The following is a 25,878-nucleotide window of genomic DNA, read 5'->3' as shown; positions in this document are numbered from 1 at the left end:
CTGGTGTGGAAGCGTGGTGACACGTGGAGCTGACAGATACTAATCGGTCGAGGGCTTATCCTTAAATGCATAAACGTTTGGAAATGTCGTATCTAGTTTTGAGAGAACATACTCTCTAGCAAAATATAAATCATGGTGAAAGTCATGGTTAGGTCTAGTGATGATGGCGAAGAGGTCACACCCGTTCCCATACCGAACACGGAAGTTAAGCTCTTCAGCGCCGATGGTAGTTGGGGGTTTCCCCCTGTAAGAGTAGGACGTCGCTAGGCAATGAGGAAGATGGATGATATCCATCTTCTTTTTTTGTATTAAAAAATGAGTTGTAGCATGGATTGCGGGATCTTATCGAAGTATGGTAAAGACGTATAAATAAATTTGAGGGCGTTTAAAAATTTTTGAAGACTTATAAGAATTTTTGAGGACTTATAAAATCTCCCGAAGACTTATAAATCAAACAAAATATATAAAGAGGAGGAAGATGAAGCTATTTCATCTTCTTTTTTCTATTAAGTATAAGAAAAAGAGCTAATTCTTGATGTGAAAAGCTATAAATAAGGAAGAAGATGGACAAAACCATCTTCTTTTCATCATTTCCGATGTTTTCCAAAGTGGCGAAAAAACTCAATTAAGTCAAAACACGATTCAATTAGGTCGTTAGCCATATCCTACATATCCACGACCCACCTCATCCATCCAGCCATTCATTTATCCCGCAATCATTCACTGCACTTTATACATTAACTCTCTCCCCCAAAGATCATCCCTCTCAGCCACCCGAACTTTTAAGGGAATAAAGCGGACATCCCCCTTCCAAAAGCACTATCTTTTCGACAGAATCATACAGGTTAAAGAGCTAATCATGAGGCAATAATGGATGCATAGAGATTTGCATTTTCGGAAAAAAGCTTGCTATAATAATGGTATAGTCAAAGTTAGTCAAAGTCAGAAGGGGGAGGGAAATGAGGAATATTTCAGATGTGATTGAAAATTACTTAAAGCAAATTCTCTCGAGTTCGAATGATCCGGCCATTGAAATTAAACGGACGGATATTGCTGAAAGGTTTCAATGCGTGCCTTCTCAAATAAACTATGTAATTAACACGAGATTTACGGTTGAAAAAGGATTTGTAGTGGAAAGTAAAAGAGGTGGAGGGGGTTACATCCGGATCATGAAGGTCCGTACCGAAAGCTCTGCCCACTTGATCGATCACCTAACTACCTTGATAGGTGAGAGGATATCGCAAGGCAACGCAGAAAATGTAATTAAGAGACTAATGGAAGAAACGATCGTTTCTGAACGCGAAGCAAGATTGATGCTAAGTGTAATGGACCGTTCCATCTTAAAACTTAATCTTCCTGATCGAGATGAATTACGAGCAGAACTATTAAAAGCTATGATAAAAACGTTAAAATATCGAACCACATAGCCCTTTTTTTCATTCTATATAAAAGGAGGGAGCAGAATGAATTGTGAAGAGTGCCATGAACGTGAAGCGTCATTGCATTTTACAAAAATCATAAATGGAGAGAAAACGGAATTTCACATTTGTGAACATTGTGCCAAAGAAAAAGGAGAATTCCTGCCGGGGTCGAATTCATTTTCAATTCACCAATTGCTTTCTGGTCTTTTACATGGTGATGGACATGTTCCGAACACCCCATCATCTAATTTCATTCCGCCCTCGTTAAGTTGTGAAAAATGCGGGATGAGTTATTATCAGTTTGCTAAGATTGGCCGTTTTGGATGTGATAACTGCTATAAAGCATTTGATTCCAAACTGAATCCAATTTTTAAAAGGGTTCACGGTGGGAATACCTTGCATGCAGGGAAGATTCCATTACGCGCGGGAAGCAGCATTCAAGAAAAAAAGCAGCTTCAGCAATTAAAGCAAGCCATGCAGCAGTATATATTAAATGAGGAATTTGAAAAGGCTGCTGAGACAAGAGATGTCATTCGAGAGATCGAACACCGTTTGCAACAGGGGAGGGATACGTAAACGATGTCTTTGGAGCGATTTATCAGTGATGCGATCAGTCCCTGGATGAAAAGGGAAGGACCCGAATCAGATATTGTTCTCTCAAGCCGTGTCCGACTTGCAAGGAATATTCAACAGTATGTTTTTCCAATCGCAGCAGACAAAGAATCTGCACATGAAGTGATCGCCTCTATATCTTCATGCATGAATGAAGAAAAGGATGCAGCAGAATCAGAAAAATTGGAAATGCTGATGATGGAAGAGTTAAAACCCGTTCAAAAACGGGTACTTGTTGAGAAACACCTAATTAGCCCTAATTTAGCAGAACAAGCGAAATATGGTGCTGTACTTATGAATGCTGATGAATCAGTAAGCATCATGCTGAACGAAGAAGATCATATACGAATCCAATGTTTAGCACCAGGTCTTCAGCTAGAAGAAGTCCTTGGTAAAGCAAATGAAATGGATGATTTGATCGAAAAGAATGTAGATTATGCGTTTGATGAAAAACGAGGGTACCTAACCAGTTGTCCAACAAATGTAGGAACTGGACTAAGAGCCTCGATCATGATGCACCTTCCTGCACTTGTGCTTACAAAAAAGATAAGCCGTATCATTCCGGCGATCAACCAGTTAGGGTTGGCCGTCAGAGGAATATATGGTGAGGGAACAGAAGCGCAAGGAAACATATTTCAAATATCAAATCAGATGACACTTGGCAAGTCTGAAGAGGATATAATGGAAGATCTCGCAGGAGTTGTTATGCAGGTTATCCAGCAAGAACGTTCAGCCCGTAAACAGCTGCAGGATGGATTGAAATTACAGCTTGAAGACAAGTTATTCCGTTCGCTAGGAACGTTAGAGAACTGCCGGATCATCCAATCAAAAGAGGCTGCGAAATGTTTATCAGATGTGCGGCTTGGCATTGATCTAGAGATTTTGCCCGGCATTTCAAAAACGATTCTAAATGAACTTATGATACTTACACAACCAGGTTTTCTTCAACAATATGCAGGTGAAGTTCTAACTCCAGAAGAACGTGACATAAGAAGAGCCACATTAATCAGAGAAAGAATAAAATTGGAAAACCGATAAGGAGCGTGACGAGTATGATGTTTGGCCGTTTTACAGAGAGAGCACAAAAAGTATTAGCGTTAGCACAAGAAGAAGCTATTCGATTAGGTCATAACAATGTAGGAACAGAACATATCTTACTTGGTTTGATCCGTGAGGGTGAAGGGATTGCAGCTAAAGCGCTTCAAGTACTTGGATTAGGACCTGAGAAGATTCAAAAAGAAGTAGAAACGTTAATCGGACGAGGACAGGAAGCTGTTCAAACGATCCATTATACGCCTCGTGCGAAAAAAGTAATCGAACTTTCCATGGATGAAGCTCGTAAACTCGGGCATTCGTATGTGGGAACAGAACATATTTTATTAGGATTGATCCGTGAAGGAGAAGGCGTTGCAGCTCGTGTGTTAAACAATCTTGGGGTAAGCCTGAATAAAGCACGTCAGCAAGTTCTTCAACTGCTGGGAAGCAATGAATCTTCTTCTAGTCATAGAGGATCTTCGGCAAGTGCGAACACTCCAACACTAGACAGCCTTGCTCGCGATCTAACAGCGATTGCTCGTGACGGTTCACTAGACCCGGTAATCGGGCGCGCTAAAGAAATTCAGCGTGTTATTGAGGTTTTAAGCCGTCGAACAAAGAACAACCCTGTATTGATCGGTGAGCCTGGTGTAGGTAAAACGGCGATTGCGGAAGGTTTAGCGCAGCAGATCATCAATAACGAAGTGCCTGAAACGCTTCGTGATAAGCGTGTTATGACACTTGATATGGGGACGGTTGTTGCCGGTACAAAGTATAGAGGTGAATTTGAAGACCGCTTGAAAAAGGTAATGGATGAGATTCGCCAGGCAGGCAACATCATTCTATTCATCGATGAACTTCATACGTTGATCGGTGCTGGTGGAGCAGAAGGTGCGATTGATGCATCCAATATTTTAAAGCCAGCTCTTGCTCGTGGTGAACTTCAATGTATTGGTGCTACAACACTTGATGAATACAGAAAATATATTGAGAAAGATGCAGCGCTTGAGCGCCGTTTCCAGCCGATCACGGTAAATGAGCCGACGAAAGATGAAAGCATTCAAATTCTTCAAGGTCTTCGTGATCGTTATGAAGCACATCACCGTGTAACGATTACTGATGAAGCGATTGAGGCATCTGTTCAATTATCAGACCGATATATCTCAGACCGCTTCTTGCCGGATAAAGCGATTGACTTAATTGATGAAGCAGCATCAAAAGTACGTCTTCGTTCTTATACAGCTCCGCCAAACTTAAAAGAGCTGGAACAAAAATTAGAAGAAGTCCGTAAAGAGAAAGATGCAGCAGTTCAAAGCCAAGAGTTCGAAAAGGCCGCTTCACTAAGGGATTCTGAACAGCGCCTGCGTGAAGAGCTTGAGAAAACAAAAGACGTTTGGAAAGAGAAGCAAGGAAAAGAGAATACAGAAGTAACACCAGAAGATATCGCTCAAGTCGTTTCTTCATGGACGGGAGTTCCGGTTTCAAAGCTTGCTGAAGAAGAGACTGCACGCCTATTGAAGATGGAAGAAATCCTGCATGATCGTGTAATCGGTCAGTCTGAAGCGGTAACAGCCATCTCTAAAGCGATTCGAAGAGCGCGTGCAGGATTAAAAGATCCGAAGCGTCCGATCGGTTCGTTTATCTTCTTAGGACCAACAGGTGTTGGTAAAACAGAGCTTGCTCGAGCAGTGGCTGAAACGCTGTTCGGAGATGAGGATGCGATTATCCGCATCGATATGTCTGAGTACATGGAGAAACATACGACATCACGTTTAGTTGGTTCGCCTCCAGGATATGTTGGACATGAAGAAGGCGGTCAGTTAACTGAAAAAGTAAGAAGAAAGCCTTACTCTGTTATCTTGCTTGATGAGATTGAAAAAGCGCATCCTGAAGTCTTTAACATCTTGCTTCAAGTACTCGAAGACGGGCGTCTTACCGATTCCAAAGGACGCACTGTCGACTTCCGAAATACGGTTGTGATCATGACTTCAAACGTAGGAGCGAGCACACTTAAACGTAACCGTTCATTAGGATTTGCTGTTCATAGCGAAGGCCAGAAGTACAACGATATGAAGTCCAAAGTGATGGATGAATTAAAACGTGCTTTCCGTCCGGAGTTCTTGAACCGTATTGATGAGATCATCGTGTTCCATTCTCTTGAGAAAGAACACTTGCTCAAAATCGTGACGCTTATGGCGGATTCACTCAAAAAACGTCTAAGCGATCAAGGTATCGAGATAGAACTTTCCCAAGCAGCTCTAGAAAAAATAACGGAAGAAGGATACGATCCAGATTATGGAGCACGTCCATTACGCCGTGCCCTGCAGCGTAAGATTGAAGACCGCTTATCTGAAGAGCTTCTTAAAGGTAATATCAACAAAGGGCAAACCGTTAAGATCGATGTGGAAGAGAATGATTTTGTAGTAGAGACGGTTTAACTCTGAATATATGAGAATATCCTACAAAAAACCCGGAAGGCAGTCATGTCCTCCGGGTTTTTGTCGAAATAATTCTTACGTTTCGTCTTTTTTTGCGGAGCCCAAAATGGAAAGAGTTGTTAGGATTTATGTTATGATAAAAGGAAGTAAATCCTGTATTTTTCAGTATTGAACTATTTACTATATAAAAGCTTCGGATTTGATAAATAGATGTATTTTATGGTGTGAAGTTTGGAAGAGGAGTTTTTTAGATGGCTAAAGTAAAATCAATCTTTCTTTGCCAAGATTGCGGTTATGAATCTCCAAAATGGATGGGGAAATGTCCAGGCTGCCAGGCTTGGAATACGATGGTCGAAGAAACGATCCGTCCCGAAAAGAACGTAAGGGGCTTAAGTTCTGTCGGAGATACAAACGTAAAGCAAAAACCTCAGTCGATAACGGAGATCAAGAGTGAGCAGGAACCGCGTATCCCAACAAATTATCAGGAGTTTAACCGCGTTTTAGGCGGCGGAATCGTTCCGGGCTCACTTGTTTTAGTAGGAGGAGATCCGGGAATCGGAAAATCAACGCTGCTTTTGCAAACATCCGCACAGCTCGCTCGTAAAGGAGAACGTGTTCTATACATATCTGGTGAGGAATCGGTTAAGCAGACGAAATTAAGAGCAGATCGATTGGAGATCGATGCAAAAGATTTGTTTGTTTTAGCTGAAACAGATTTAGAACTTATTGAGCAGGCTATGAGCGATGTGATGCCGTCAGTCATGATAATAGACTCTATTCAAACCGTATATCGGTCTGAAGTAACATCAGCACCCGGAAGTGTTTCACAAGTAAGGGAATGTACATCACATCTCATGAGAATGGCGAAAACAAAGGGTATTGCTGTATTTATCGTTGGACATGTTACAAAAGAGGGTAATATCGCCGGTCCCCGTCTTTTAGAGCATATGGTAGATGCCGTGTTGTACTTTGAAGGTGAAAGACATCATACTTTCCGTATATTAAGAGCTGTTAAAAATCGTTTTGGCTCAACTAACGAGATTGGTGTTTTTGAAATGAAAGAAGAAGGGCTCGAAGAAGTATTAAACCCTTCTGAAATTTTCCTGGAAGAACGTTCAAAAGGGGCAGCAGGCTCTACGGTTGTTGCTTCTCTAGAAGGAACGCGGCCGATGCTCGTGGAGCTTCAGGCTTTAATATCTCCTACAAGCTTTGGCAATCCTAGAAGGATGGCTACCGGAATCGATCATAATCGTGTCTCTCTATTAATGGCCGTTTTAGAAAAGCGAGTGGGATTGCTGCTTCAGAACCAAGATGCGTACTTGAACGTAGCGGGTGGTGTAAGACTTGATGAACCAGCCATCGATCTGGCTGTTGCGATCAGTATCGCGTCAAGCTTTCGCGATTCACCCACAAAGCCTACGGATGTTATGATTGGTGAAATAGGATTAACGGGAGAGGTTAGAAGGGTTTCCCGTATTGAGCAGCGAGTACATGAAGCTGCAAAGTTAGGTTTTACGCGTGCTATTATACCTGATAAAAATATCGGCGGCTGGACAGTTCCAAAGGGGATTGAAGTCGTTGGTGTATCTACTGTTTATGAGGCATTACAAGCAGCGTTAGGAGGGTAAAGCATATTATGGACCATGCGATTAAAGAAGCAATCATAAGCCAAATGTTACAGCTTGTTGCTCCCGGCACTCCGCTACGGGAAGGTATCGACAATGTTTTGCGTGCGAATACGGGCGGACTGATCGTTGTTGGATATAACGATAAAGTAAAAGAAATAGTAGATGGGGGTTTTTCAATTAACTGTAAGTACTCCCCGGCATCACTATATGAGCTTGCCAAAATGGATGGAGCTATTATCTTAAATGAAGATGCAGTTAAAATTCTTTACGCGAATACACAGCTAATTCCGGATACTGTTATTCCTTCTACGGAAACGGGTATTCGCCACAGAACAGCTGAGCGAGTTGCGCGCCAGACTGGCAACCTCGTCATCTCGATCTCTCAGCGCCGAAACGTCATTACGCTTTATCAAGGGATGATCCGTTATTCCTTAAAAGAGATCGGTGTCATCTTAACAAAAGCAAACCAGGCGATTCAAACACTTGAAAAATATAAAGTGGTTTTTGATCAGAGTGTTACGAATCTTGGCGCGCTTGAATTTGAAGAATTGGTGACTTTCCAAGAAGTTACACAAGTTATTCATAGAATTGAGATGGTTTTACGCATAAAAAATGAGATTATTAAATATGTTAATGAACTTGGTGTTGAAGGAAGACTCATCAGAATCCAGATGGAGGAGCTTGTTTCTAACATTGAGGAGGAAGCGCTGCTCTTAATCAAGGACTATATGAAGGATAGCGAAAGTGATCCATATGCTATTCTTCGCCAGTTGAATAAACTTTCCAGTGAAGAATTATTTGATGAATCTGTCATTATGAAACTTTTAGGCTTCTCAGCCGGTATGAATATACAAGATGAGACCATTCATCCGCGCGGATACCGTATTCTTGCCAAGATACCAAGATTGCCATCTGTTATTATCGAGAATTTAACAGATGCTTTTGACAACCTTCCACAAATCTTACGCGCATCTATTGATGAGTTGGACGAGGTTGAAGGTATAGGTGAGATCCGTGCAAGAAAAGTAAAAGAAGGATTAAAACGAATCCAAGAACAGCTTTTTGTAGATCGCCATATCTAGTCTTATCATAAGAATAGGCGAAACATAATTTAAAAAGAATTTTCTATTTTTGCACGTTTTTATTACGGTCATTTTGTAAATAATGATTAGGGGAGGTGAATCAGGCATGCTAAAAAGAATTGTTCAACTATTTTTTATCGTCATAGGGGGCATGCTAGGCTATCTTTATATACCAGATCTCATTCGTGTACTTAACTTTGGCGATTTGCCGAATCAAGTAACATCCCCATATGTCGGGGCAGTGATTGGTGCACTTATACTATTTTTATCTACATTTTGGCTGTCAGATTACGTAGTAGGTTTAATACGCTGGGCAGAGGAAACGGTTGTCAAAGCCCCTGCAACCGATCTTTTATCAGGAACGATGGGATTGATCTTTGGACTGATCGTTGCGTTTTTGATTCAGTCACCGCTTAGCTCTATGGATATCGTTGTTGTAAGTTCGATCTTGCCGATCGCTATTACGTTTCTACTCGGTTATCTAGGTTTTCAGGTTGGTTTTAAAAAGAGAGACGAGTTGATTCAGCTGTTCTCCTTAAACCGACAAGGAAAAGAACGAAAGAAAGAAGCAGAGGTAGATAAGCCGCGCGGGAAGTACAAGATACTGGATACAAGTGTTATTATAGACGGACGAGTTGCCGATATCTGTCAAACCGGTTTTTTAGAAGGACCGCTTATCATCCCTCGTTTTGTGTTAGAAGAATTGCAATATATCGCTGATTCTTCTGATGTATTGAAACGAAATCGAGGGCGCCGTGGTCTTGATATCCTAAATCGTATTCAAAAAGAGCTTTCTATGAAAGTTGAAATCTATGAAGGTGACTTTGAAGAAGTAACCGAGGTAGACAGCAAACTTGTGAAACTCGCTCAGTTGTTAACCGGCGTTGTTGTAACGAACGATTTTAACTTAAATAAAGTATGTGAACTGCAGAACGTTGCCGTACTTAACATTAATGATTTGGCAAATGCGGTAAAACCGGTTGTATTACCTGGTGAGGAACTGGTTGTCCAAGTTATTAAAGATGGGAAAGAGCAGAATCAAGGCGTTGGCTATCTGGATGATGGAACGATGATCGTTGTAGAAGATGGACGTGATTATGTTGGTAAAACGATCGATGTGATTGTAACTTCCGTCCTTCAAACATCAGCGGGCCGTATGATTTTTGCTAAGAAAAAGTTGTTAGAAAAAGCATTGTAATGAACGGTGGGGAAGCACGTGAATTATTGGACAGTCATTCCTGCTGCTGGACAAGGGAAAAGAATGAATGCCGGCATTTCCAAGCAATGGATTGAGCTATTAGGAAAACCGGTTCTTGCACACACGCTTGATGTGTTTGAGAAAGACCCTGCATGTGCAGGTATTATCCTAGTTGGCAGTGAGCAGGAATTGCAGCAGATGCAGAATTTTGTACAAACATTCCAATATACAAAAGTGCGACAAATCGTTCCAGGCGGGGAAGAACGTCAGCAAAGTGTATATGAGGGCTTAAAGAAGGTACCGGAAGATGCAGACCTTGTTCTCGTTCATGATGCAGCACGTCCTTTCATCACTATTGACTCCATTGGACAACTTGTAAACAAAGCTGTAGACACTGGTTCTGCCGTATTAGCTGTACCTGTCAAGGATACGGTTAAACGAGTTGTTCAACATCAGGTGGAAGAAACGATCGACCGTTCCAGCTTGTGGGCTGTTCAAACCCCGCAAGCTTTTCGTCTTTCTATCGTAAAGAGAGCACATGAAGAAGCAGATTCGGATGGTTATCTTGGAACGGATGATGCGAGCCTTGTGGAACGAATTGGAGAAACAGTCGCTATTGTAATGGGAGACTATCATAATATAAAATTAACTACGTCTGATGACTTGTTGTATGGACAAGCCATCTTGTTAGAGAGACAGGGGGAAAAAGCATGATGCGCATCGGACAGGGTTTTGATGTACATGCCTTTTGTGAAGGGCGTCCGTTAATTATCGGCGGAGTAACCATTCCATATGAAAAGGGACTTTTAGGACATTCAGATGCTGACGTTCTTTTGCATGCGATCACAGATGCATTGTTAGGAGCAGCGGGTGAAGGGGATATCGGGAAACACTTCCCAGATACTGATCCTGCCTATAAAGACGCAGACTCAAAACGATTACTATCAGACTCTTGGAAGATGGTCGAGAACAAGGGCTATCGTTTAGGCAATATAGATTGTACGATCATCGCACAAAAACCAAAAATGCTGCCGCACATTGAAGAAATGCGTTCAGTAATTGCTGGTATCTTTGCTGTTCCGGCAGACCAGATCAATGTAAAAGCAACAACGACTGAAAAGCTAGGATTCCCTGGCCGTGAAGAGGGAATCGCCGCACAAGCTGTTGTTTTAATCGAGAAGTCAGATTTATAAACTTAAAATTTTGAAGAGGTGAAGCAAGATGGCAAACGAAGTTCGAGTACGCTATGCACCAAGTCCAACAGGACATTTACATATCGGGAACGCACGAGCTGCTTTATTTAATTATTTATATGCACGCCACACTGGCGGTAAATTTATTATCCGAATCGAAGACACCGATCAGAAACGCAACATCCAAGGTGGGGAAGAAAGTCAGTTGAACCACTTGAAATGGCTTGGTATGGATTGGGATGAAAGTGTTGATATCGGCGGAGATTATGGCCCTTATCGACAAATGGAACGACTTGATCTTTATGAAAAGTATACAGATGAACTTCTGTCAAAAGGCCTTGCTTATACGTGTTATTGTACGGAAGAAGAGCTGGAAGCATCTCGGGAAGAGCAGATGGCAAAAGGTGAAACGCCTGTATATGACGGACGCTGCCGCAGCTTAACGGTTGAAGAGAAAGCTGCTTTAGAAGCAGAGGGCCGACGTCCGAGCATTCGTTTCCAAGTACCACAAGACCGCACCATAACGTTTGATGATATGGTAAAAGGTGAAGTTTCCTTTGAGTCCAATGGGTTTGGTGACTTTGTTATCGTAAAAAAAGACGGAATCCCGACATATAACTACGCAGTTGTGATTGATGATCACGAAATGGCGATCTCTCATGTACTACGCGGTGATGACCATATCTCAAATACACCGAAGCAGTTATTGATCTATGATGCGCTGGGCTTCGAACACCCGAAGTTTGGCCATACAACATTGATCGTTAATGAAAACAGAAAGAAATTAAGTAAACGTGACGAATCAATCGTTCAGTTTATCGAGCAATATAAAGACTTAGGCTATCTGCCGGAAGCGCTGTTTAACTTTATTGCCCTTTTAGGATGGTCACCGGGCGGGGAAGAAGAAATCTTCAGCCGTGAAGAATTTATCAAAATCTTTGACCCGAACCGTTTATCAAAAGCACCTGCTGTATTTGATACACAGAAGCTAGAATGGCTGAACAACCAATATATGAAACAGCAAGATGTTGATCGCATCGTTGAACTTTGCTTGCCTCATCTTAAAAAAGCAGGAAGAATCTCTGAAAATCCAAGTGCAGAAGAACAAGAGTGGGTAACGAAACTTGTTGCTCTTCATCAGGAGAAGATGAGCTATGGTGCAGAAATCGTAGACCTAACGGAACTATTCTTTAAAGAAGAGATCGAATATGAAGGGGAAGCGCTAGAAGTATTACAAGGTGAAGGAGTTCCATCCGTTATGGAAGCTTTCTTAAACCAGGTTGAGAACAGCGAATCGTTTGAGGCAGAAGATATTAAAGCGATGATGAAGACTGTTCAAAAAGAAACCGGACAAAAAGGGAAGAACTTGTTCATGCCAATCCGTGTGGCTACAACTGGACAGACACATGGTCCAGATCTCCCAGCAGCTGTTTCTCTTTTAGGAAAAGAAGTCATTGTAAAGCGCCTAAATGCAGTACTGACTCAAATTAATAAGTAATAAAAGTACACATTTTGCGAAGATTATAATATAGTAAAAGAAACTTAAATTTAAAGGTAAAACGCAGATGAGGAAAGTAGGCTAGCGCCTTTTCATAGTAGAGAGAACCATCACCGGCTGAAAGTGGTTCATGAAAATGCTTGCTGAAGTGCCCCTCGGAGTCCCTGGCTGAAAGCATAGTAGGTTTGGGCGGAATCTCCCCGTTATGGAGCTTAAGGGAACAGGTGCTTTTTATTTTACCTGTTAAACAGAGTGGAACCGCGTCTAAAACAAGCGTCTCTGTGTCATTTTTGGCACAGAGGCGTTTTTTATTTCTCGCCATTTTATAAAAGAATGCTGTTCTTGAGTCGTTTTTCTAAAGTGACTTCATTGATAAGTTGATTAGAGTGTAAGGTGCGAGACTCCTGCGGGATCAGTGGGACAGGTGAGACTTTTATAGGCGCAAAGCGCCAAGGCTCACCGCACACCCCGCGGAAAGCGAGCATCCTGGAACGGAGATCAACCACTTTCAAGAGCAACAAAGTAAGCGTAAAGTGCCTTATTTTAAAAAGCAAGGAGGTTGGGGGAGCTTGTTTTCAGACATAAAAGAAGACATTCAGGTCGTTTTCGAAAAAGATCCAGCTGCAAGAAGTTCGTTGGAAGTGATCTTAACGTATTCAGGATTGCATGCTGTATGGGCCCACAGACTGGCGCATAAATTGTTTAAACGAAACTGGCTGTTCTTAGCTCGTTTAATATCACAGATCAGCCGCTTTTTTACAGGGATTGAAATACACCCTGGCGCACAGATCGGGAAACGTTTCTTTATCGATCATGGAATGGGCGTCGTAATCGGTGAAACGTGTATTATCGGGAATGATGTAACGTTATATCAAGGGGTAACACTCGGTGGAACCGGAAAAGAAAAAGGAAAGAGGCATCCAACATTAGAGGACCATGTACTCGTCGCCACAGGGGCCAAAGTCCTGGGGAACATTACAATTGGGAAAAATTCTAAGGTCGGAGCGGGTTCGGTTGTTCTGCAAAATGTTCCTCCTAACGCGACCGTAGTTGGAATACCAGGGAGAGTCGCCGTTCAAGACGGAGTCAAGGTTGGCTGTGAGCTTGATCATCGTGACTTACCTGATCCGGTAGCAGATAAATTTAGAGAAATGCATGATGAGATGATAAAAATGCGTGAAGAACTGGAAAGACTGAAAAAAGGGAGTGAAGTCTAATATGGGTATTAAAATTTATAATACGATGACACGTCAGAAGGAACTTTTTGTTCCATTAGAAGAAGGCAAGGTAAAGATGTACGTGTGCGGACCGACTGTATACAATTACATTCATATCGGAAATGCTCGTCCCGCTATCGTTTTTGACACCGTTAGAAGGTATCTCGAATACAGAGGCTTTGATGTACAGTTTATCTCTAACTTTACTGATGTTGATGACAAGCTGATTAAAGCAGCGAATGAAATGGGGAGCGATGTTCCGACGATCGCTGAAAAGTTCATCAATGCCTATCACGAGGATACTTGCGCGCTAGGAGTTCAAAAAGCAGATGCACATCCTCGAGTAACAGAAACGATGCCCGAGATTATTGAATTTATCGAGAATTTAATCAAGAAAGGTTTTGCTTATGAAGCAGCGGGTGATGTTTATTTTAAAACGCGTTCGTTCAACGGCTACGGAAAACTGTCGCACCAGTCCATTGATGACTTAAAATCTGGGGCAAGAATTGAAGTTGGCGAGAAAAAGGAAGATCCGCTTGATTTTGCGTTATGGAAAGCAGCAAAAGAAGGCGAGATCTATTGGGAAAGTCCATGGGGCAATGGGCGTCCTGGCTGGCATATCGAGTGCTCGGCAATGGCTAAGAAATATTTAGGCGATTCGATCGATATTCATGGCGGAGGGCAAGATTTAACATTTCCGCATCACGAGAATGAGATTGCACAATCTGAAGCATTAAATGAAGCTCCGATGGCTAAATATTGGATGCATAATGGGTATATTAATATTAACAACGAAAAAATGTCCAAATCACTCGGGAACTTTGTACTCGTTCACGATCTGGTAAAACAGCAGGACCCGCAAGTTATCCGATTCTTTATGCTTGCTGTACATTACCGCAACCCGATCAACTTCAGCCAAGAACTTTTAGAAGCGGCTGAATCAGGTTTAAACCGAATCCGCACGGCGTATGAGAACTTAAAACATCGTTTAACCGTTTCGGCAGATCTTTCTGAAGATACGGATAAGTGGACGGCACTCATTTCAGAAACAAGAGCGAAGTTTATCGCAGATATGGATGATGATTTCAACACAGCAAACGCTATCTCCATTCTGTTTGATTTCTCAAGAGAAGCGAATGTCTACCTTCAGGAAAAGAACACATCTAAAGCTGTTATCACGGAATTCATCGCATTATTTGATGAACTTACAGGTGTGATGGGACTTACTCTTCATAAGGAAGAGGAACTGTTGGATGAACAGATTGATGCTCTGATCCAAGAACGAAATCAGGCCCGTAAAGAAAAGAACTTTGCTCGTGCCGATGAGATCCGTGATCTGCTCAAAGAACAGAACATCATTTTGGAAGATACCGCACAAGGTGTACGGTGGAAAAGAGATAGGTAGATGAAACTAACAGATGCAGATTTTAAACAATTGAACGGAACCACGCTTGCTTACATGGGCGATGCGGTTATGGAACAATTTGTCCGTGAACACCTTATCCGTAACGGTCAGATAAAACCGAACAGACTTCATGTATCAGCTACCAAGTTTGTTTCAGCAAAAGCTCAGGCAGTCATGGTCGTTCAACTGCTTGAAGAAAACTATTTTACAGAAGAAGAGATCGCTGTCATCAAGCGTGGTCGAAACGCCAACCAAGGAACAGTTCCAAAGAATACAGATGTTCAAACGTATAGACATGCAACAAGTTTTGAGGCGATCATCGGTTATCTCCATCTGTTGAACCAGCATGAACGTCTTAAAGAGATCATGGAATATGTCTTAACAGATAAATCTTGAAAGGGGGAGGTCAAAAGATGAGTGAAGGAAAAGAACAAGAACTGATTATTGGCCGTAATCCGGTCATGGAAGTGCTGCGCTCCGGCCGTGATATTAATAAAATTTTTGTAGGAGAGGGTTCTCAAAAGGGTCCTGTTAGTACAATTGTTTCAATGGCAAAAAAACAAAACGTACTTGTACAATATGTACCGAAACAAAAGCTAGATTCTTTAAGCGGCGGAGGTAACCACCAGGGTGTTATCGCTGGTGTGGCTGCATATACCTATGCTGAGATCGATGATTTGTTTAAAATAGCTGAAGAACGCGGTGAAGAGCCTTTCTTTATTTTATTGGACGAGCTGGAAGATCCGCATAACCTAGGATCGATCATGCGTACAGCTGATGCCGTCGGAGCACATGGCATCATCATACCGAAAAGACGTTCAGTAGGTTTAACGGCAACTGTTGCAAAGGCTTCTACGGGGGCTATCGAATATATTCCTGTTGTTCGTGTAACCAATATTGTTCAGACCATGAAAGAATTAAAGGACCGCGGCATGTGGTTTGCCGGGGCTGATATGAAAGGGAAAGAAGATTACAGGCAGGCAAAGTGGGACATGCCATTAGGCCTTGTTATTGGAAGTGAGGGGAAAGGGATGGGGAGACTCGTTTCTGAGACATGTGATTTCCTCGTTCAGCTTCCAATGAAGGGACAAGTAACTTCTTTAAACGCTTCAGTTGCTGCCAGTCTGTTAATGTATGAAGTGTACCGCAACCGCAATCCGCTAGAAGCGCGAAAATGAAAACCCGCCACTATCTGATTGTTGATGGATACAACATCATTGGCGCTTGGCCCGAACTTCGGAGCCTAAAAACATCAGACTTTGCAAAAGCAAGGGATCTGCTGATCGAGTATATGGCAGAGTACCAGGGAACAACGGGGTATCAAGTCATTGTTGTATTTGATGCCCACCTGTCACCCGGCACAGAGAAAAAGACAAAAAATCATCGTGTGGAAGTTATTTTTACACGAGAGAATGAAACAGCGGATGAACGGATTGAACGGCTGGTTGGAGAATTGAAATCGATAGACACACGTATTTATGTGGCGACATCGGATTCAACAGAACAGTGGCAGATCTTTGGTAAAGGTGCACTTCGCAAATCCGCACGCGAACTAAAGAACGAAATGGATGAAATAGAAAAACACATACATGTTTCCGTCGGCGAACGAAAAAGAAAACAAAACCCCTCCTCTATCCATCTATCAGATGAAATTGCCGAAATATTTGAAAGATGGAGAAGAGGTCAAAAATAAGGAATCTTGACGCTTTTGTGAACTATAAGATATAATATTTCTATATTTTGCCGGTAAAAACCTGGTGGGGGGATTTGTCGTGAACATAGATCTCAAGGAACTGTCAGTAAGCGATTACGAGCTAATGGAAGATGAAAGCCTTGTGGAACTGGTTCATGAGGGAGACAGCGCAGCACTTGAATATTTGATCAACAAGTATAAAAATTTTGTTCGTGCTAAAGCGAGATCATACTTTTTAATCGGTGCAGACCGGGAAGATATTATTCAAGAAGGAATGATCGGGCTGTACAAAGCCATTCGTGATTTTAAAGAGGACAAGCTGTCATCCTTTAAAGCTTTTGCCGAACTCTGTATTACGAGGCAAATGATTACCGCTATTAAAACGGCAACTAGACAAAAACACATTCCGTTAAATTCGTATGTGTCGTTGGACAAGCCCATCTATGATGAAGAGTCTGACCGTACACTAATGGATGTTATATGCGGTACAAAGGTCACCGATCCTGAAGAACTGATTATCAATCAAGAAGAATTTGATGATATTGAAGTAAAGATGGGAGAAATATTGAGTGATTTAGAACGTAAAGTTCTTATGCTGTACCTCGACGGAAGATCATATCAGGAAATCTCAGTTGATCTCGACAGGCACGTAAAATCGATTGATAACGCCCTGCAGCGAGTAAAACGTAAATTAGAACGGTATCTAGAATTAAGAGAGATAACATCTTAAGAGCAGGGGGAAGTGATCCTGCTCTTTTTTTGCTTACTTTGTTTTTTTAAGCTCCAGGCTGCTCGCTTTCCGCGAGGGGTAAGGTGAGCTAGCTAATTGCACCTGCAGAGTCTCACCTGTCCCGCTGCTCCCGCTGGAGTCTCGCACCTTGCGCTAATTAACGGGGTGCTTTACGAAACCCTTTCAAAAGCCACAACCTTTAAGATCGGAATGTAGAAATAACCTAATGAAGTAGCGTTTAGACTTAATTAGATGCGATTTTAGACTTAATTACTATCTATTTAGACTTAATATGGTTCAGTTTAGACTTAATTTAGATCTGCTGCCCTTTTGGAAGTGTCCTTAAAAGTCTACGCCTGTAGAGGAAAGAATGAAAGGGGCCAGTTTATCCTGGGAAAGGGAGCGGATTAAATGCCATCAACATGGTTTTGAGGTCATTTCCCCTTTATTGACAAGCTTATACCCCTATGTTAAGGTTTTAAAAGTAACATTGTAACGTGGATGAGTGGCTTTGTCGCACGAAAGGTGTTTATTTAGCATGAGAAAAAAAGTTTTTTTAGCCTGTAAACAATGCTCAAAACGAAATTATACTACGATGAAGAACCAACAAAACAATCCTGAACGAGTCGAGGTTAAAAAGTTTTGCAGCTACTGCAATGCTCATACCATTCACCAGGAAACGAAGTAAGCGAAGTAAGCTTTTTTTATAAATGTTAAATGAATTAAAGGCATGGGGGTTTATGAAGATGGCGGATGTTGCAGAAAAGACAAAAAAATCACCAGCAAAGTTTCTTTCCGATGTAAACAAGGAAATGAAGCGCGTTAGCTGGCCTTCGCGAAAAGAATTATTTCGCTATACGGGGATTGTACTGTCAACTGTAGTGATTATGGCTTTGTTCTTCTGGGTTGTGGATCTAGGTATTTCACAATTAGTTGAGCTTATTTTAGGGTAGATTAGATACAGCTTCTTTTGGATAGAATGCTAGAGTATTATCCATTTTAGGAGGGAAAGGACACGGGTCCCATCGTATGGAAAAAAATTGGTACGTAGTTCATACCTATTCAGGTTATGAAAACAAGGTAAAAGCAAACTTGGAAAAGCGTTTAGAATCTATGGGGATGACAGACAAGATTTTCCGTGTACTTGTACCTGTAGAAGAAGAGACCGAAACAAAGAACGGCAAGACGAAAACTAGCATGAAGAAAGTTTTCCCGGGTTATGTATTAACGGAAATGATCATGACGGATGATTCATGGTACGTAGTGCGTAATACACCTGGGGTAACGGGGTTTGTCGGTTCTGCTGGAGCGGGCTCAAAACCAACGGCACTATTGCCTGAGGAAGTAGAACATATTCTTAAAGGTATGGGTATGGAAGCGCCGCGTGTTGAAGTGGATTTCGAGATCAAGGAATCTGTAAAAGTAAAAGAAGGTCCTTTTGCTGACTTCGTTGGTACGATCGAAGAGATCGATGCAACAAAACGCAAGCTTAAAGTTCACGTCAATATGTTTGGCCGTGAGACGCCTGTTGAACTCGAGTTTAACCAAGTTAGCAAGTTATAATGGAAAAAGACTTGTAATCACTTTGAAAAGGTGATAGAATTTTTTATGTTTGATATTACTAATCAACTGCTTCTTCTCTTTTAGGAGGGGAAGCGTATTTTTGAGTGGGAGGGTTTCGGCCCATAATACCACATCACGGACTTAAGGAGGTGTGTCGCGTGGCTAAAAAGGTTATTAAAATGGTGAAATTGCAAATCCCTGCTGGTAAAGCAAACCCGGCACCGCCAGTTGGACCTGCACTAGGACAAGCTGGGGTAAACATCATGGGATTCTGTAAAGAATTCAACGCTCGTACTGCTGATCAAGCTGGTTTAATCATTCCGGTAGAAATCACGGTTTTCGAAGACCGTTCATTTACATTCATCACTAAAACTCCTCCGGCTGCTGTTCTTTTAAAGAAAGCTGCGGGAATCGAGTCAGGTTCTGGTGAGCCAAACAAGAAAAAAGTTGCGACTGTAAAGCGTGATAAAGTTCGCGAAATCGCAGAAACAAAAATGCCTGATCTAAACGCTGCTAGCGTAGAAGCTGCAATGCGTATGGTTGAAGGTACAGCGCGCAGCATGGGAATTGTTATCGAAGACTAATTCCGTGTTTGATGTTTATTAGGTTGCGAGTAAATGGATTGATATCCTGCCGTTAACGGTTCGCAACCTTTATTCATGCAATGCGTTTGAATTGCGTTTATTCATAAGCGCAATAAGTGGGAGGAATATCCGCTAAACCACATAAGGAGGACAATACAATGGCAAACAAAGGTAAGAAGTACCAAGAAGCGGCTAAATTAGTAGACCGCACAAAAGCATACGATGTTGCAGAAGCGATCGAGCTTGTTAAAAAAGCTGCTCCTGCAAAATTTGACGAGTCTGTAGAAGTTGCAGTTCGTTTAGGTGTAGACACGAAGAAAGCTGACCAACAAGTTCGTGGAGCAGTAGTGCTTCCAAACGGAACTGGTAAAACTCAACGTGTATTAGTTTTCGCTAAAGGTGAAAAAGCAAAAGAAGCTGAAGCTGCTGGAGCAGATCACGTTGGAGATTCTGACTACATCAACAAAATCCAACAAGGCTGGTTCGAGTTCGACGTAATCGTTGCAACTCCTGACATGATGGCTGAAGTTGGTAAACTTGGACGTGTTTTAGGACCAAAAGGCTTAATGCCAAACCCTAAAACAGGAACTGTTACATTTGAAGTAGAAAAAGCGATTAACGAGATCAAAGCTGGTAAAGTTGAATACCGTGTTGATAAAACGGGTAACGTACACGTGCCGATCGGTAAAGTATCTTTCGAAGCTGACAAGCTTGCAGAAAACCTTTCAACAATCATCGAAACATTGTTAAAAGTAAAACCTGCTGCTGCTAAGGGAACTTACATGAAGAACGTAGCAATTTCTTCAACTATGGGACCTGGGATCAAAGTTAACCCATCTTCTTTCACTGTAAAACGATAGTTGACAAACGGGAAAACACCCGTTATATTATATACTGTTAAACACAAACGCATCAGATGAATGCCGTAGACAGCAGGAGCCATCAGGCTTAAAATTTTCCTGCCGAGGTGAAGCGTCGATAAGCTCATTAGTTATTTACTTATGACTTTAGATACTCACGCCTCCATGTCTCGACATGGAGGCTTTGTTTTTGGACAAAACCTGCGGTGATGCAATCATTTTACAGGAGGTGTAATAATGAGCAGCATTTTAGAAACAAAAAAGCAAGTAGTATCCACTATTTCTGAGAAAATCAAAAATAGCCAATCAACGATCCTTGTTGACTACCGTGGTCTTACTGTTGCTGAGGTTACTGAACTTCGTAAGTCTTTGCGTGATGCTGGCATCGAGTTTAAGGTTTACAAAAACTCAATGGTAGTCCGCGCTGCTGAAGCGAATGACCTTAAAGAATTAGCTGAACACTTGACTGGTCCTACAGCGATCGCATTCTCAAATGAAGATGTTGTAGCTCCGGCTAAGATCCTTAACGACTTCGCGAAGAAACACGAAGCGCTTGAAATTAAAGCTGGTGTAATCGAAGGACGCATCGCGTCTCTAGAAGAAGTAAAAGCTCTTGCTGAACTTCCTTCAAGAGAAGGTCTTCTTTCTATGGTACTCAGCGTGCTTCAAGCACCTATCCGCAACTTTGCGTTGGCTACTAAGGCTGTTGCAGAACAAAAAGAAGAACAAGGCGCGTAAGCCGATTCTTCATCCAATAATAACTTACATTCCATAAGGAGGAAATTATAATGTCAAAAGAACAAATCATTGAAAGCTTAAAAACAATGACTGTTTTAGAGCTTAACGACCTAGTTAAAGCAATCGAAGAAGAGTTTGGTGTAACTGCTGCTGCTCCTGTAGCTGTAGCTGGTGGAGCTGCTGGTGCAGACGCTGCTGCTGAACAAACTGAATTCGACGTAATTCTTGCAAGCGGTGGAGCTTCAAAAATTAAAGTTATCAAAGTTGTTCGTGAACTTACAGGTCTTGGACTTAAAGAAGCGAAAGAACTTGTTGACGGTGCTCCAAAGCCAGTTAAAGAAGGCGTATCTAAAGAAGAAGCTGAAGAAATCAAAGCTAAGCTTGAAGAAGTTGGAGCTTCTGTTGAAGTTAAGTAATTCAAAAGAAAAGGTTCGCCCGATGGCGGACCTTTTTGCTTGTTTTATTGTTAGATAGACCGTTAAACGATTTTGAAACGGGAATACTGTCTTTATCAGAAGGTAAGGAGAGTTGTTTAAACGATGAAGAACCATTATTATTCTGAAACACCGGGTACAGAAAGTAAAAGAGAAACATGGGATTTTGTATTAAAGGGTGAAAAGTTTCGTTTCACGACAGATGCCGGCGTTTTTTCCAAAAAAGAAGTAGATTTTGGCAGCCGTGTTTTAATAGAGTCCTTTGTACCTCCGGAAGTGCCTGGTGATTATATAGATGTAGGCTGCGGATATGGACCGATCGGACTATCACTTGCAAAAGCAGAGCCTGATCGAACTGTTCAAATGGTAGATATTAATGAAAGAGCTGTTGAACTCGCGAAAGTAAATGCTCAAGCTAACAAAGTAGATAACGTCAAGATCATGAAAAGTTATCTGTTTACCGAAGTGAAAGACAGTGATTTTGCGGCTATTATTACAAATCCGCCAATCCGGGCAGGCAAGGCAGTTGTTCATCAGATTTTTGAGGATGCCCATCGTAAACTTTGCATTGGTGGCGAGTTATGGGTGGTCATTCAAAAGAAACAAGGTGCGCCATCTGCTATGGAAAAAATAGAAGAATTATTCGGGCAAGTTGAAACTGCCGCGAAGAAAAAAGGTTACTATATTTTACGCGCAATAAAAGTTTGACTTGATAAATCCCGTATGTTAGTATTATAAAATGCCAATGGATTCGCATTTTCCTGCTTATTTTTCGTGGTAAGCGAAAAAACGTTGATATATCAACGTTTTTTACTCATGTTTAGACGTATAGAATGTGAAAAAGTTGGACAAAATTATATAATAGCTTTTATCAAAATAGGAAAACTGCGGTTTTAACATATGAAACCCTTTTTCTTTTTGTTTTCTAATGTTCTTACTAGAATGTTAGATAGAAATAAAAAAACACGAAAAAAACGCTGGATTTGAGGGGTGAAGCAGTTGACAGGTCAACTAGTTCAGTTTGGACGCCACCGCCAACGAAGAAGTTATGCAAGAATTAGCGAAGTGCTTGAATTACCAAACTTAATTGAAATTCAAACCGCTTCCTATCAATGGTTTCTTGATGAGGGGTTACGTGAAATGTTCCGAGACATTTCGCCGATTGAAGATTTTACAGGGAACCTCGTTTTAGAGTTTATTGATTATAACTTAGGTGAGCCGAAGTATCCTGTAGATGAATCAAAAGAGCGCGATGTTACTTACGCTGCTCCGCTTCGTGTGAAAGTGCGTCTGATCAACAAAGAGACGGGCGAAGTAAAAGAGCAGGAAGTATTTATGGGAGATTTCCCGTTAATGACAGATACGGGAACCTTTGTGATCAACGGGGCAGAGCGTGTAATTGTATCACAGCTCGTTCGTTCACCAAGTGTTTACTATAGTGAGAAAATCGACAAAAACGGTAAAAAAGGTTTTACCGCTACTGTCATTCCAAACCGCGGTGCCTGGCTGGAGTTTGAAACAGATGCTAAGGACGTAGTTTATGTGCGTATTGACCGCACGAGAAAAATCCCTATTACCGTATTGCTTCGTGCTTTAGGGTTTGGGTCTGATCAAGAAATCATTGATTTGCTTGGAGAAGACGAGTATCTTCGCAATACGCTGGATAAGGATAATACAGAAGGAACGGATAAAGCCCTTCTCGAAATCTATGAGCGTCTTCGTCCAGGAGAGCCTCCAACAGTAGATAATGCCAAAAGTTTATTAGATTCAAGGTTCTTTGACCCGAAACGCTATGACTTGGCTAACGTTGGACGTTACAAAATCAATAAAAAGCTTCATATAAAGAATCGCCTGTTCAACCAGAAACTAGCTGAAACGCTCGTTGATGCTGAAACCGGTGAAGTAATTGCTGAAGAAGGTACACTTCTTGACCGCAGAACGCTAGATAAGATTATTCCTGCTCTTGAAAGTGGTGTAGGTTTCAAAACTGTAACACCTGCAGGTGGAGTGGCAGAAGATCAAGATATCGCACTTCAATCTATTAAAATCTATGCACCTGACGATCAAGAAGGCGAAAGAATCATTAATGTTATCGGAAACGGACTTGTTGATAAAGAAATTAAAAACATTACCGTGTCAGACATTATTGCTTCTATCAACTACTTCTTTAACCTATTGCATCAAGTAGGAAGCACGGATGATATCGACCACCTTGGAAACCGTCGTCTGCGTTCTGTTGGTGAACTTCTTCAAAACCAATTCAGAATCGGACTTTCCAGAATGGAGCGTGTAGTTCGTGAACGTATGTCTATCCAAGACACGAACGCGATCACACCGCAAGCACTGATCAATATCCGTCCTGTTATTGCTTCTATTAAAGAGTTCTTTGGTAGCTCTCAGCTTTCACAGTTCATGGATCAAACGAACCCGCTCGCAGAATTGACGCACAAACGTCGTCTTTCCGCACTAGGGCCAGGTGGTCTTACACGTGAACGTGCAGGCTTTGAAGTTCGTGACGTTCACTACTCTCACTACGGACGTATGTGTCCGATCGAGACGCCGGAAGGTCCGAACATCGGGCTGATCAACTCACTTTCTTCTTATGCAAAAGTGAACCAATACGGTTTTATCGAAACACCATACCGTCGTGTAGATCCTGAAACAGGCCGTGTAACGAGCCGTATCGATTACTTGACTGCCGATGAAGAAGATCTATACGTAGTGGCTCAGGCAAACTCCATCCTTGGAGAAAACGGAGAATTCATGAACGAAGACGTAATCGCACGTTTCCGTGGTGACAACACTGTTGTTAAGCGCGAACGCATCGACTACATGGATGTATCGCCGAAACAGGTTGTATCCGCTGCGACAGCTTGTATTCCGTTCTTAGAAAATGATGACTCCAACCGTGCCCTGATGGGAGCGAACATGCAACGTCAGGCTGTACCTTTGCTTGTTCCTGAATCACCGATCGTTGGTACAGGAATGGAGCACGTATCTGCAAAAGACTCCGGAGCTGCAGTTATCTGTAAGCACGAAGGTATTGTAGAGCGTGTTACAGCGAAACAAGTTCAAGTACGCCGCATTAAAGAAGTAGATGGCAAGGAAGTTAAAGGCGACCTTGACACTTACAACATGCTTAAGTTTATTCGTTCCAACCAAGGAACGTGTTATAACCAGCGTCCGATCGTAAGCACAGGTGACCGAGTAACCAAAGGGGAAATCTTAGCGGATGGACCTTCGATGGAAAAGGGTGAACTTGCTCTAGGTCGTAACGTTCTTGTTGCCTTCATGACTTGGGAAGGTTACAACTACGAGGATGCTGTCATCATGAGCGAACGCCTCGTAAAAGATGATGTTTACACTTCTATTCATATTGAAGAATATGAGTCAGAAGCGCGTGATACAAAACTTGGACCAGAAGAAATCACTCGTGATATTCCAAACGTCGGAGAAGATGCATTACGCAACCTGGACGAACGCGGAATCATCCGTGTTGGTGCAGAAGTTAAAGATGGTGACATCCTAGTTGGTAAGGTAACGCCTAAAGGGGTAACTGAACTAACTGCAGAAGAGCGCTTATTGCATGCGATCTTCGGTGAAAAAGCCCGTGAAGTCCGTGATACTTCATTGCGTGTACCTCACGGTGGCGATGGAATCATCTTGGATGTTAAAGTATTCAACCGTGAAGATGGCGATGAACTTCCTCCAGGCGTGAATCAGCTCGTTCGTGCATATATCGTGCAAAAACGTAAGATTCACGAAGGGGATAAGATGGCCGGACGTCACGGAAACAAAGGTGTAATTTCTAAGATTATGCCTGAAGAAGACATGCCGTATCTTCCAGATGGAACACCAGTTGACATCATGTTAAACCCGCTAGGGGTACCTTCCCGTATGAACATCGGTCAGGTATTGGAGCTTCACCTTGGAATGGCTGCTCGCCAGCTGGGCATTCATGTCGCTACACCGGTATTCGATGGAGCGCGTGAGGAAGATGTTTGGTCTACGATCGAAGAAGCCGGAATGGCTCGCGATGGTAAAACGGTACTTTATGATGGACGTACAGGTGCTGCGTTCGATAACCGTGTATCAGTTGGGGTTATGTATATGATCAAACTGGCTCACATGGTCGACGATAAGCTGCATGCTCGTTCAACTGGACCATACTCACTTGTTACACAGCAGCCTCTTGGCGGTAAAGCGCAATTCGGAGGTCAGCGTTTCGGTGAGATGGAAGTATGGGCGCTTGAAGCATATGGCGCAGCATACACACTGCAGGAAATTCTTACGGTTAAATCCGATGATGTTGTCGGCCGTGTGAAAACGTATGAAGCTATCGTTAAAGGTGAAAACGTTCCTGAACCAGGTGTTCCAGAATCATTTAAAGTATTGATCAAAGAACTTCAATCTCTTGGAATGGACGTTAAGATCTGTTCTGGAGATGATCAGGAAATTGAAATGAGAGAGCTTGATGATGAAGACGATCAGGCAAGCGAGAAGTTAAATCTAAATCTTGAGTCTTACACTGCGAATGACTAAACCAGGA

At 42.1% G+C, this 25,878-nt stretch carries 25 protein-coding genes, 1 rRNA gene and 2 other annotated features; all 26 genes read left to right on the top strand.

From position 1 onward, the window contains the following. Nucleotides 1-153 precede the first annotated feature (153 nt). Nucleotides 154-269 (top strand): 5S ribosomal RNA (rrf, locus tag IEV52_RS20905). Nucleotides 270-959: 690 nt separating this feature from the next. Beyond that, the gene (locus tag IEV52_RS20900) at nucleotides 960-1,427 is read left to right on the top strand and encodes a CtsR family transcriptional regulator (protein WP_188404497.1); all 468 of its coding nucleotides are present in this window, start codon (nucleotides 960-962) and stop codon (nucleotides 1,425-1,427) included. 36 nt (nucleotides 1,428-1,463) lie between these two features. Continuing rightward, nucleotides 1,464-1,997 carry a protein-arginine kinase activator protein McsA gene (gene mcsA / locus IEV52_RS20895; protein ID WP_188404496.1) on the top strand — a complete coding sequence of 178 codons (534 nt, stop codon included), beginning with the start codon at nucleotides 1,464-1,466 and terminating at the stop codon, nucleotides 1,995-1,997. Nucleotides 1,998-2,000: 3 nt separating this feature from the next. After that, nucleotides 2,001-3,071, top strand: coding sequence for a protein-arginine kinase McsB (gene mcsB, locus IEV52_RS20890; protein WP_188404495.1), 1,071 nt, complete (start codon nucleotides 2,001-2,003; stop codon nucleotides 3,069-3,071). A gap of 14 nt (nucleotides 3,072-3,085) precedes the next feature. Next, nucleotides 3,086-5,506: an ATP-dependent protease ATP-binding subunit ClpC gene (clpC, locus tag IEV52_RS20885; RefSeq protein ID WP_188404494.1), complete on the top strand. Its 2,421-nt coding sequence runs from the start codon at nucleotides 3,086-3,088 to the stop codon at nucleotides 5,504-5,506. A 251-nt stretch (nucleotides 5,507-5,757) separates the two neighbouring features. Continuing rightward, nucleotides 5,758-7,134, top strand: coding sequence for a DNA repair protein RadA (gene radA / locus IEV52_RS20880; RefSeq protein ID WP_188404493.1), 1,377 nt, complete (start codon nucleotides 5,758-5,760; stop codon nucleotides 7,132-7,134). An 8-nt stretch (nucleotides 7,135-7,142) separates the two neighbouring features. Continuing rightward, a complete protein-coding gene (gene disA / locus IEV52_RS20875; protein WP_188404492.1) occupies nucleotides 7,143-8,216 on the top strand; it encodes a DNA integrity scanning diadenylate cyclase DisA in 1,074 nt (357 codons plus the stop codon). Nucleotides 8,217-8,322: 106 nt separating this feature from the next. After that, complete coding sequence (locus IEV52_RS20870) at nucleotides 8,323-9,414, top strand: PIN/TRAM domain-containing protein (RefSeq protein ID WP_188404491.1); 1,092 nt, start codon at nucleotides 8,323-8,325, stop codon at nucleotides 9,412-9,414. 18 nt (nucleotides 9,415-9,432) lie between these two features. After that, entirely contained in the window at nucleotides 9,433-10,128 is a 696-nt protein-coding gene (ispD, locus tag IEV52_RS20865; RefSeq protein ID WP_188404490.1) for a 2-C-methyl-D-erythritol 4-phosphate cytidylyltransferase, read from the top strand. Further along, nucleotides 10,125-10,607, top strand: coding sequence for a 2-C-methyl-D-erythritol 2,4-cyclodiphosphate synthase (gene ispF / locus IEV52_RS20860; RefSeq protein WP_188404489.1), 483 nt, complete (start codon nucleotides 10,125-10,127; stop codon nucleotides 10,605-10,607). Before ispD ends, ispF begins: the two co-directional genes overlap by 4 nt. A gap of 28 nt (nucleotides 10,608-10,635) precedes the next feature. Further along, a complete protein-coding gene (gene gltX / locus IEV52_RS20855; RefSeq protein ID WP_188404488.1) occupies nucleotides 10,636-12,105 on the top strand; it encodes a glutamate--tRNA ligase in 1,470 nt (489 codons plus the stop codon). Nucleotides 12,106-12,160: 55 nt separating this feature from the next. After that, nucleotides 12,161-12,389: a binding site (T-box leader), on the top strand. A gap of 285 nt (nucleotides 12,390-12,674) precedes the next feature. After that, on the top strand, nucleotides 12,675-13,322 hold the full coding sequence (gene cysE / locus IEV52_RS20850; RefSeq protein ID WP_188404487.1) for a serine O-acetyltransferase: 648 nt from the start codon (nucleotides 12,675-12,677) through the stop codon (nucleotides 13,320-13,322). Nucleotide 13,323: 1 nt separating this feature from the next. Continuing rightward, entirely contained in the window at nucleotides 13,324-14,727 is a 1,404-nt protein-coding gene (gene cysS / locus IEV52_RS20845; protein ID WP_188404486.1) for a cysteine--tRNA ligase, read from the top strand. Next, nucleotides 14,728-15,123, top strand: a complete 396-nt coding sequence (locus IEV52_RS20840) for a Mini-ribonuclease 3 (protein ID WP_188404485.1) — start codon at nucleotides 14,728-14,730, stop codon at nucleotides 15,121-15,123. Nucleotides 15,124-15,140: 17 nt separating this feature from the next. Beyond that, the gene (gene rlmB, locus IEV52_RS20835; protein ID WP_188404484.1) at nucleotides 15,141-15,905 is read left to right on the top strand and encodes a 23S rRNA (guanosine(2251)-2'-O)-methyltransferase RlmB; all 765 of its coding nucleotides are present in this window, start codon (nucleotides 15,141-15,143) and stop codon (nucleotides 15,903-15,905) included. Beyond that, the gene (locus tag IEV52_RS20830) at nucleotides 15,902-16,420 is read left to right on the top strand and encodes an NYN domain-containing protein (RefSeq protein WP_188404483.1); all 519 of its coding nucleotides are present in this window, start codon (nucleotides 15,902-15,904) and stop codon (nucleotides 16,418-16,420) included. The genes rlmB and IEV52_RS20830 overlap by 4 nt, the downstream gene beginning before the upstream one ends. A gap of 79 nt (nucleotides 16,421-16,499) precedes the next feature. Next, the gene (gene sigH, locus IEV52_RS20825) at nucleotides 16,500-17,150 is read left to right on the top strand and encodes an RNA polymerase sporulation sigma factor SigH (protein ID WP_066285495.1); all 651 of its coding nucleotides are present in this window, start codon (nucleotides 16,500-16,502) and stop codon (nucleotides 17,148-17,150) included. A gap of 538 nt (nucleotides 17,151-17,688) precedes the next feature. After that, nucleotides 17,689-17,838 (top strand): 50S ribosomal protein L33, encoded by a 150-nt coding sequence (gene rpmG / locus IEV52_RS20820; protein WP_077365486.1) that lies wholly within the window; start codon nucleotides 17,689-17,691, stop codon nucleotides 17,836-17,838. A 22-nt stretch (nucleotides 17,839-17,860) separates the two neighbouring features. Next, nucleotides 17,861-18,103 carry a preprotein translocase subunit SecE gene (gene secE, locus IEV52_RS20815; protein WP_308464589.1) on the top strand — a complete coding sequence of 81 codons (243 nt, stop codon included), beginning with the start codon at nucleotides 17,861-17,863 and terminating at the stop codon, nucleotides 18,101-18,103. A gap of 76 nt (nucleotides 18,104-18,179) precedes the next feature. Continuing rightward, a complete protein-coding gene (gene nusG, locus IEV52_RS20810) occupies nucleotides 18,180-18,713 on the top strand; it encodes a transcription termination/antitermination protein NusG (RefSeq protein ID WP_188404482.1) in 534 nt (177 codons plus the stop codon). Between the two features lie 158 nt (nucleotides 18,714-18,871). Then, nucleotides 18,872-19,297: a 50S ribosomal protein L11 gene (gene rplK / locus IEV52_RS20805; protein WP_066238005.1), complete on the top strand. Its 426-nt coding sequence runs from the start codon at nucleotides 18,872-18,874 to the stop codon at nucleotides 19,295-19,297. A gap of 158 nt (nucleotides 19,298-19,455) precedes the next feature. Next, entirely contained in the window at nucleotides 19,456-20,157 is a 702-nt protein-coding gene (gene rplA, locus IEV52_RS20800; protein ID WP_188404481.1) for a 50S ribosomal protein L1, read from the top strand. Nucleotides 20,158-20,202: 45 nt separating this feature from the next. Then, nucleotides 20,203-20,355, top strand: a sequence feature (ribosomal protein L10 leader region). 39 nt (nucleotides 20,356-20,394) lie between these two features. Beyond that, nucleotides 20,395-20,895 carry a 50S ribosomal protein L10 gene (rplJ, locus tag IEV52_RS20795; RefSeq protein WP_188404480.1) on the top strand — a complete coding sequence of 167 codons (501 nt, stop codon included), beginning with the start codon at nucleotides 20,395-20,397 and terminating at the stop codon, nucleotides 20,893-20,895. Between the two features lie 50 nt (nucleotides 20,896-20,945). Further along, entirely contained in the window at nucleotides 20,946-21,311 is a 366-nt protein-coding gene (gene rplL / locus IEV52_RS20790; RefSeq protein WP_188404479.1) for a 50S ribosomal protein L7/L12, read from the top strand. A gap of 123 nt (nucleotides 21,312-21,434) precedes the next feature. Continuing rightward, nucleotides 21,435-22,037, top strand: coding sequence for a class I SAM-dependent methyltransferase (locus tag IEV52_RS20785; protein ID WP_188404478.1), 603 nt, complete (start codon nucleotides 21,435-21,437; stop codon nucleotides 22,035-22,037). A gap of 291 nt (nucleotides 22,038-22,328) precedes the next feature. Then, a complete protein-coding gene (gene rpoB, locus IEV52_RS20780; RefSeq protein ID WP_188404477.1) occupies nucleotides 22,329-25,871 on the top strand; it encodes a DNA-directed RNA polymerase subunit beta in 3,543 nt (1,180 codons plus the stop codon). Nucleotides 25,872-25,878 lie beyond the last annotated feature (7 nt).

The organism is Fictibacillus barbaricus (genome assembly GCF_014635025.1).
Lineage (GTDB): Bacteria > Bacillota > Bacilli > Bacillales > Fictibacillaceae > Fictibacillus > Fictibacillus barbaricus.
This window is presented reverse-complemented; position numbering and strand designations above follow the sequence as displayed.

What these genes read in the sequence shown, in the direction of transcription:
- disA (WP_188404492.1), top strand. Translation starts at nt 7,143, where the DNA reads ATGGACCATGCGATTAAAGAAGCAATCATAAGCCAAATGTTACAGCTT.
- mcsA (WP_188404496.1), top strand. Translation starts at nt 1,464, where the DNA reads ATGAATTGTGAAGAGTGCCATGAACGTGAAGCGTCATTGCATTTTACA.
- IEV52_RS20870 (WP_188404491.1), top strand. Translation starts at nt 8,323, where the DNA reads ATGCTAAAAAGAATTGTTCAACTATTTTTTATCGTCATAGGGGGCATG.
- rplL (WP_188404479.1), top strand. Translation starts at nt 20,946, where the DNA reads ATGTCAAAAGAACAAATCATTGAAAGCTTAAAAACAATGACTGTTTTA.
- IEV52_RS20900 (WP_188404497.1), top strand. Translation starts at nt 960, where the DNA reads ATGAGGAATATTTCAGATGTGATTGAAAATTACTTAAAGCAAATTCTC.
- secE (WP_308464589.1), top strand. Translation starts at nt 17,861, where the DNA reads ATGTTAAATGAATTAAAGGCATGGGGGTTTATGAAGATGGCGGATGTT.
- clpC (WP_188404494.1), top strand. Translation starts at nt 3,086, where the DNA reads ATGATGTTTGGCCGTTTTACAGAGAGAGCACAAAAAGTATTAGCGTTA.
- IEV52_RS20840 (WP_188404485.1), top strand. Translation starts at nt 14,728, where the DNA reads ATGAAACTAACAGATGCAGATTTTAAACAATTGAACGGAACCACGCTT.
- rlmB (WP_188404484.1), top strand. Translation starts at nt 15,141, where the DNA reads ATGAGTGAAGGAAAAGAACAAGAACTGATTATTGGCCGTAATCCGGTC.
- ispF (WP_188404489.1), top strand. Translation starts at nt 10,125, where the DNA reads ATGATGCGCATCGGACAGGGTTTTGATGTACATGCCTTTTGTGAAGGG.
- radA (WP_188404493.1), top strand. Translation starts at nt 5,758, where the DNA reads ATGGCTAAAGTAAAATCAATCTTTCTTTGCCAAGATTGCGGTTATGAA.
- IEV52_RS20785 (WP_188404478.1), top strand. Translation starts at nt 21,435, where the DNA reads ATGAAGAACCATTATTATTCTGAAACACCGGGTACAGAAAGTAAAAGA.
- rpmG (WP_077365486.1), top strand. Translation starts at nt 17,689, where the DNA reads ATGAGAAAAAAAGTTTTTTTAGCCTGTAAACAATGCTCAAAACGAAAT.
- rplJ (WP_188404480.1), top strand. Translation starts at nt 20,395, where the DNA reads ATGAGCAGCATTTTAGAAACAAAAAAGCAAGTAGTATCCACTATTTCT.
- cysS (WP_188404486.1), top strand. Translation starts at nt 13,324, where the DNA reads ATGGGTATTAAAATTTATAATACGATGACACGTCAGAAGGAACTTTTT.
- mcsB (WP_188404495.1), top strand. Translation starts at nt 2,001, where the DNA reads ATGTCTTTGGAGCGATTTATCAGTGATGCGATCAGTCCCTGGATGAAA.
- nusG (WP_188404482.1), top strand. Translation starts at nt 18,180, where the DNA reads ATGGAAAAAAATTGGTACGTAGTTCATACCTATTCAGGTTATGAAAAC.
- rplA (WP_188404481.1), top strand. Translation starts at nt 19,456, where the DNA reads ATGGCAAACAAAGGTAAGAAGTACCAAGAAGCGGCTAAATTAGTAGAC.
- gltX (WP_188404488.1), top strand. Translation starts at nt 10,636, where the DNA reads ATGGCAAACGAAGTTCGAGTACGCTATGCACCAAGTCCAACAGGACAT.
- IEV52_RS20830 (WP_188404483.1), top strand. Translation starts at nt 15,902, where the DNA reads ATGAAAACCCGCCACTATCTGATTGTTGATGGATACAACATCATTGGC.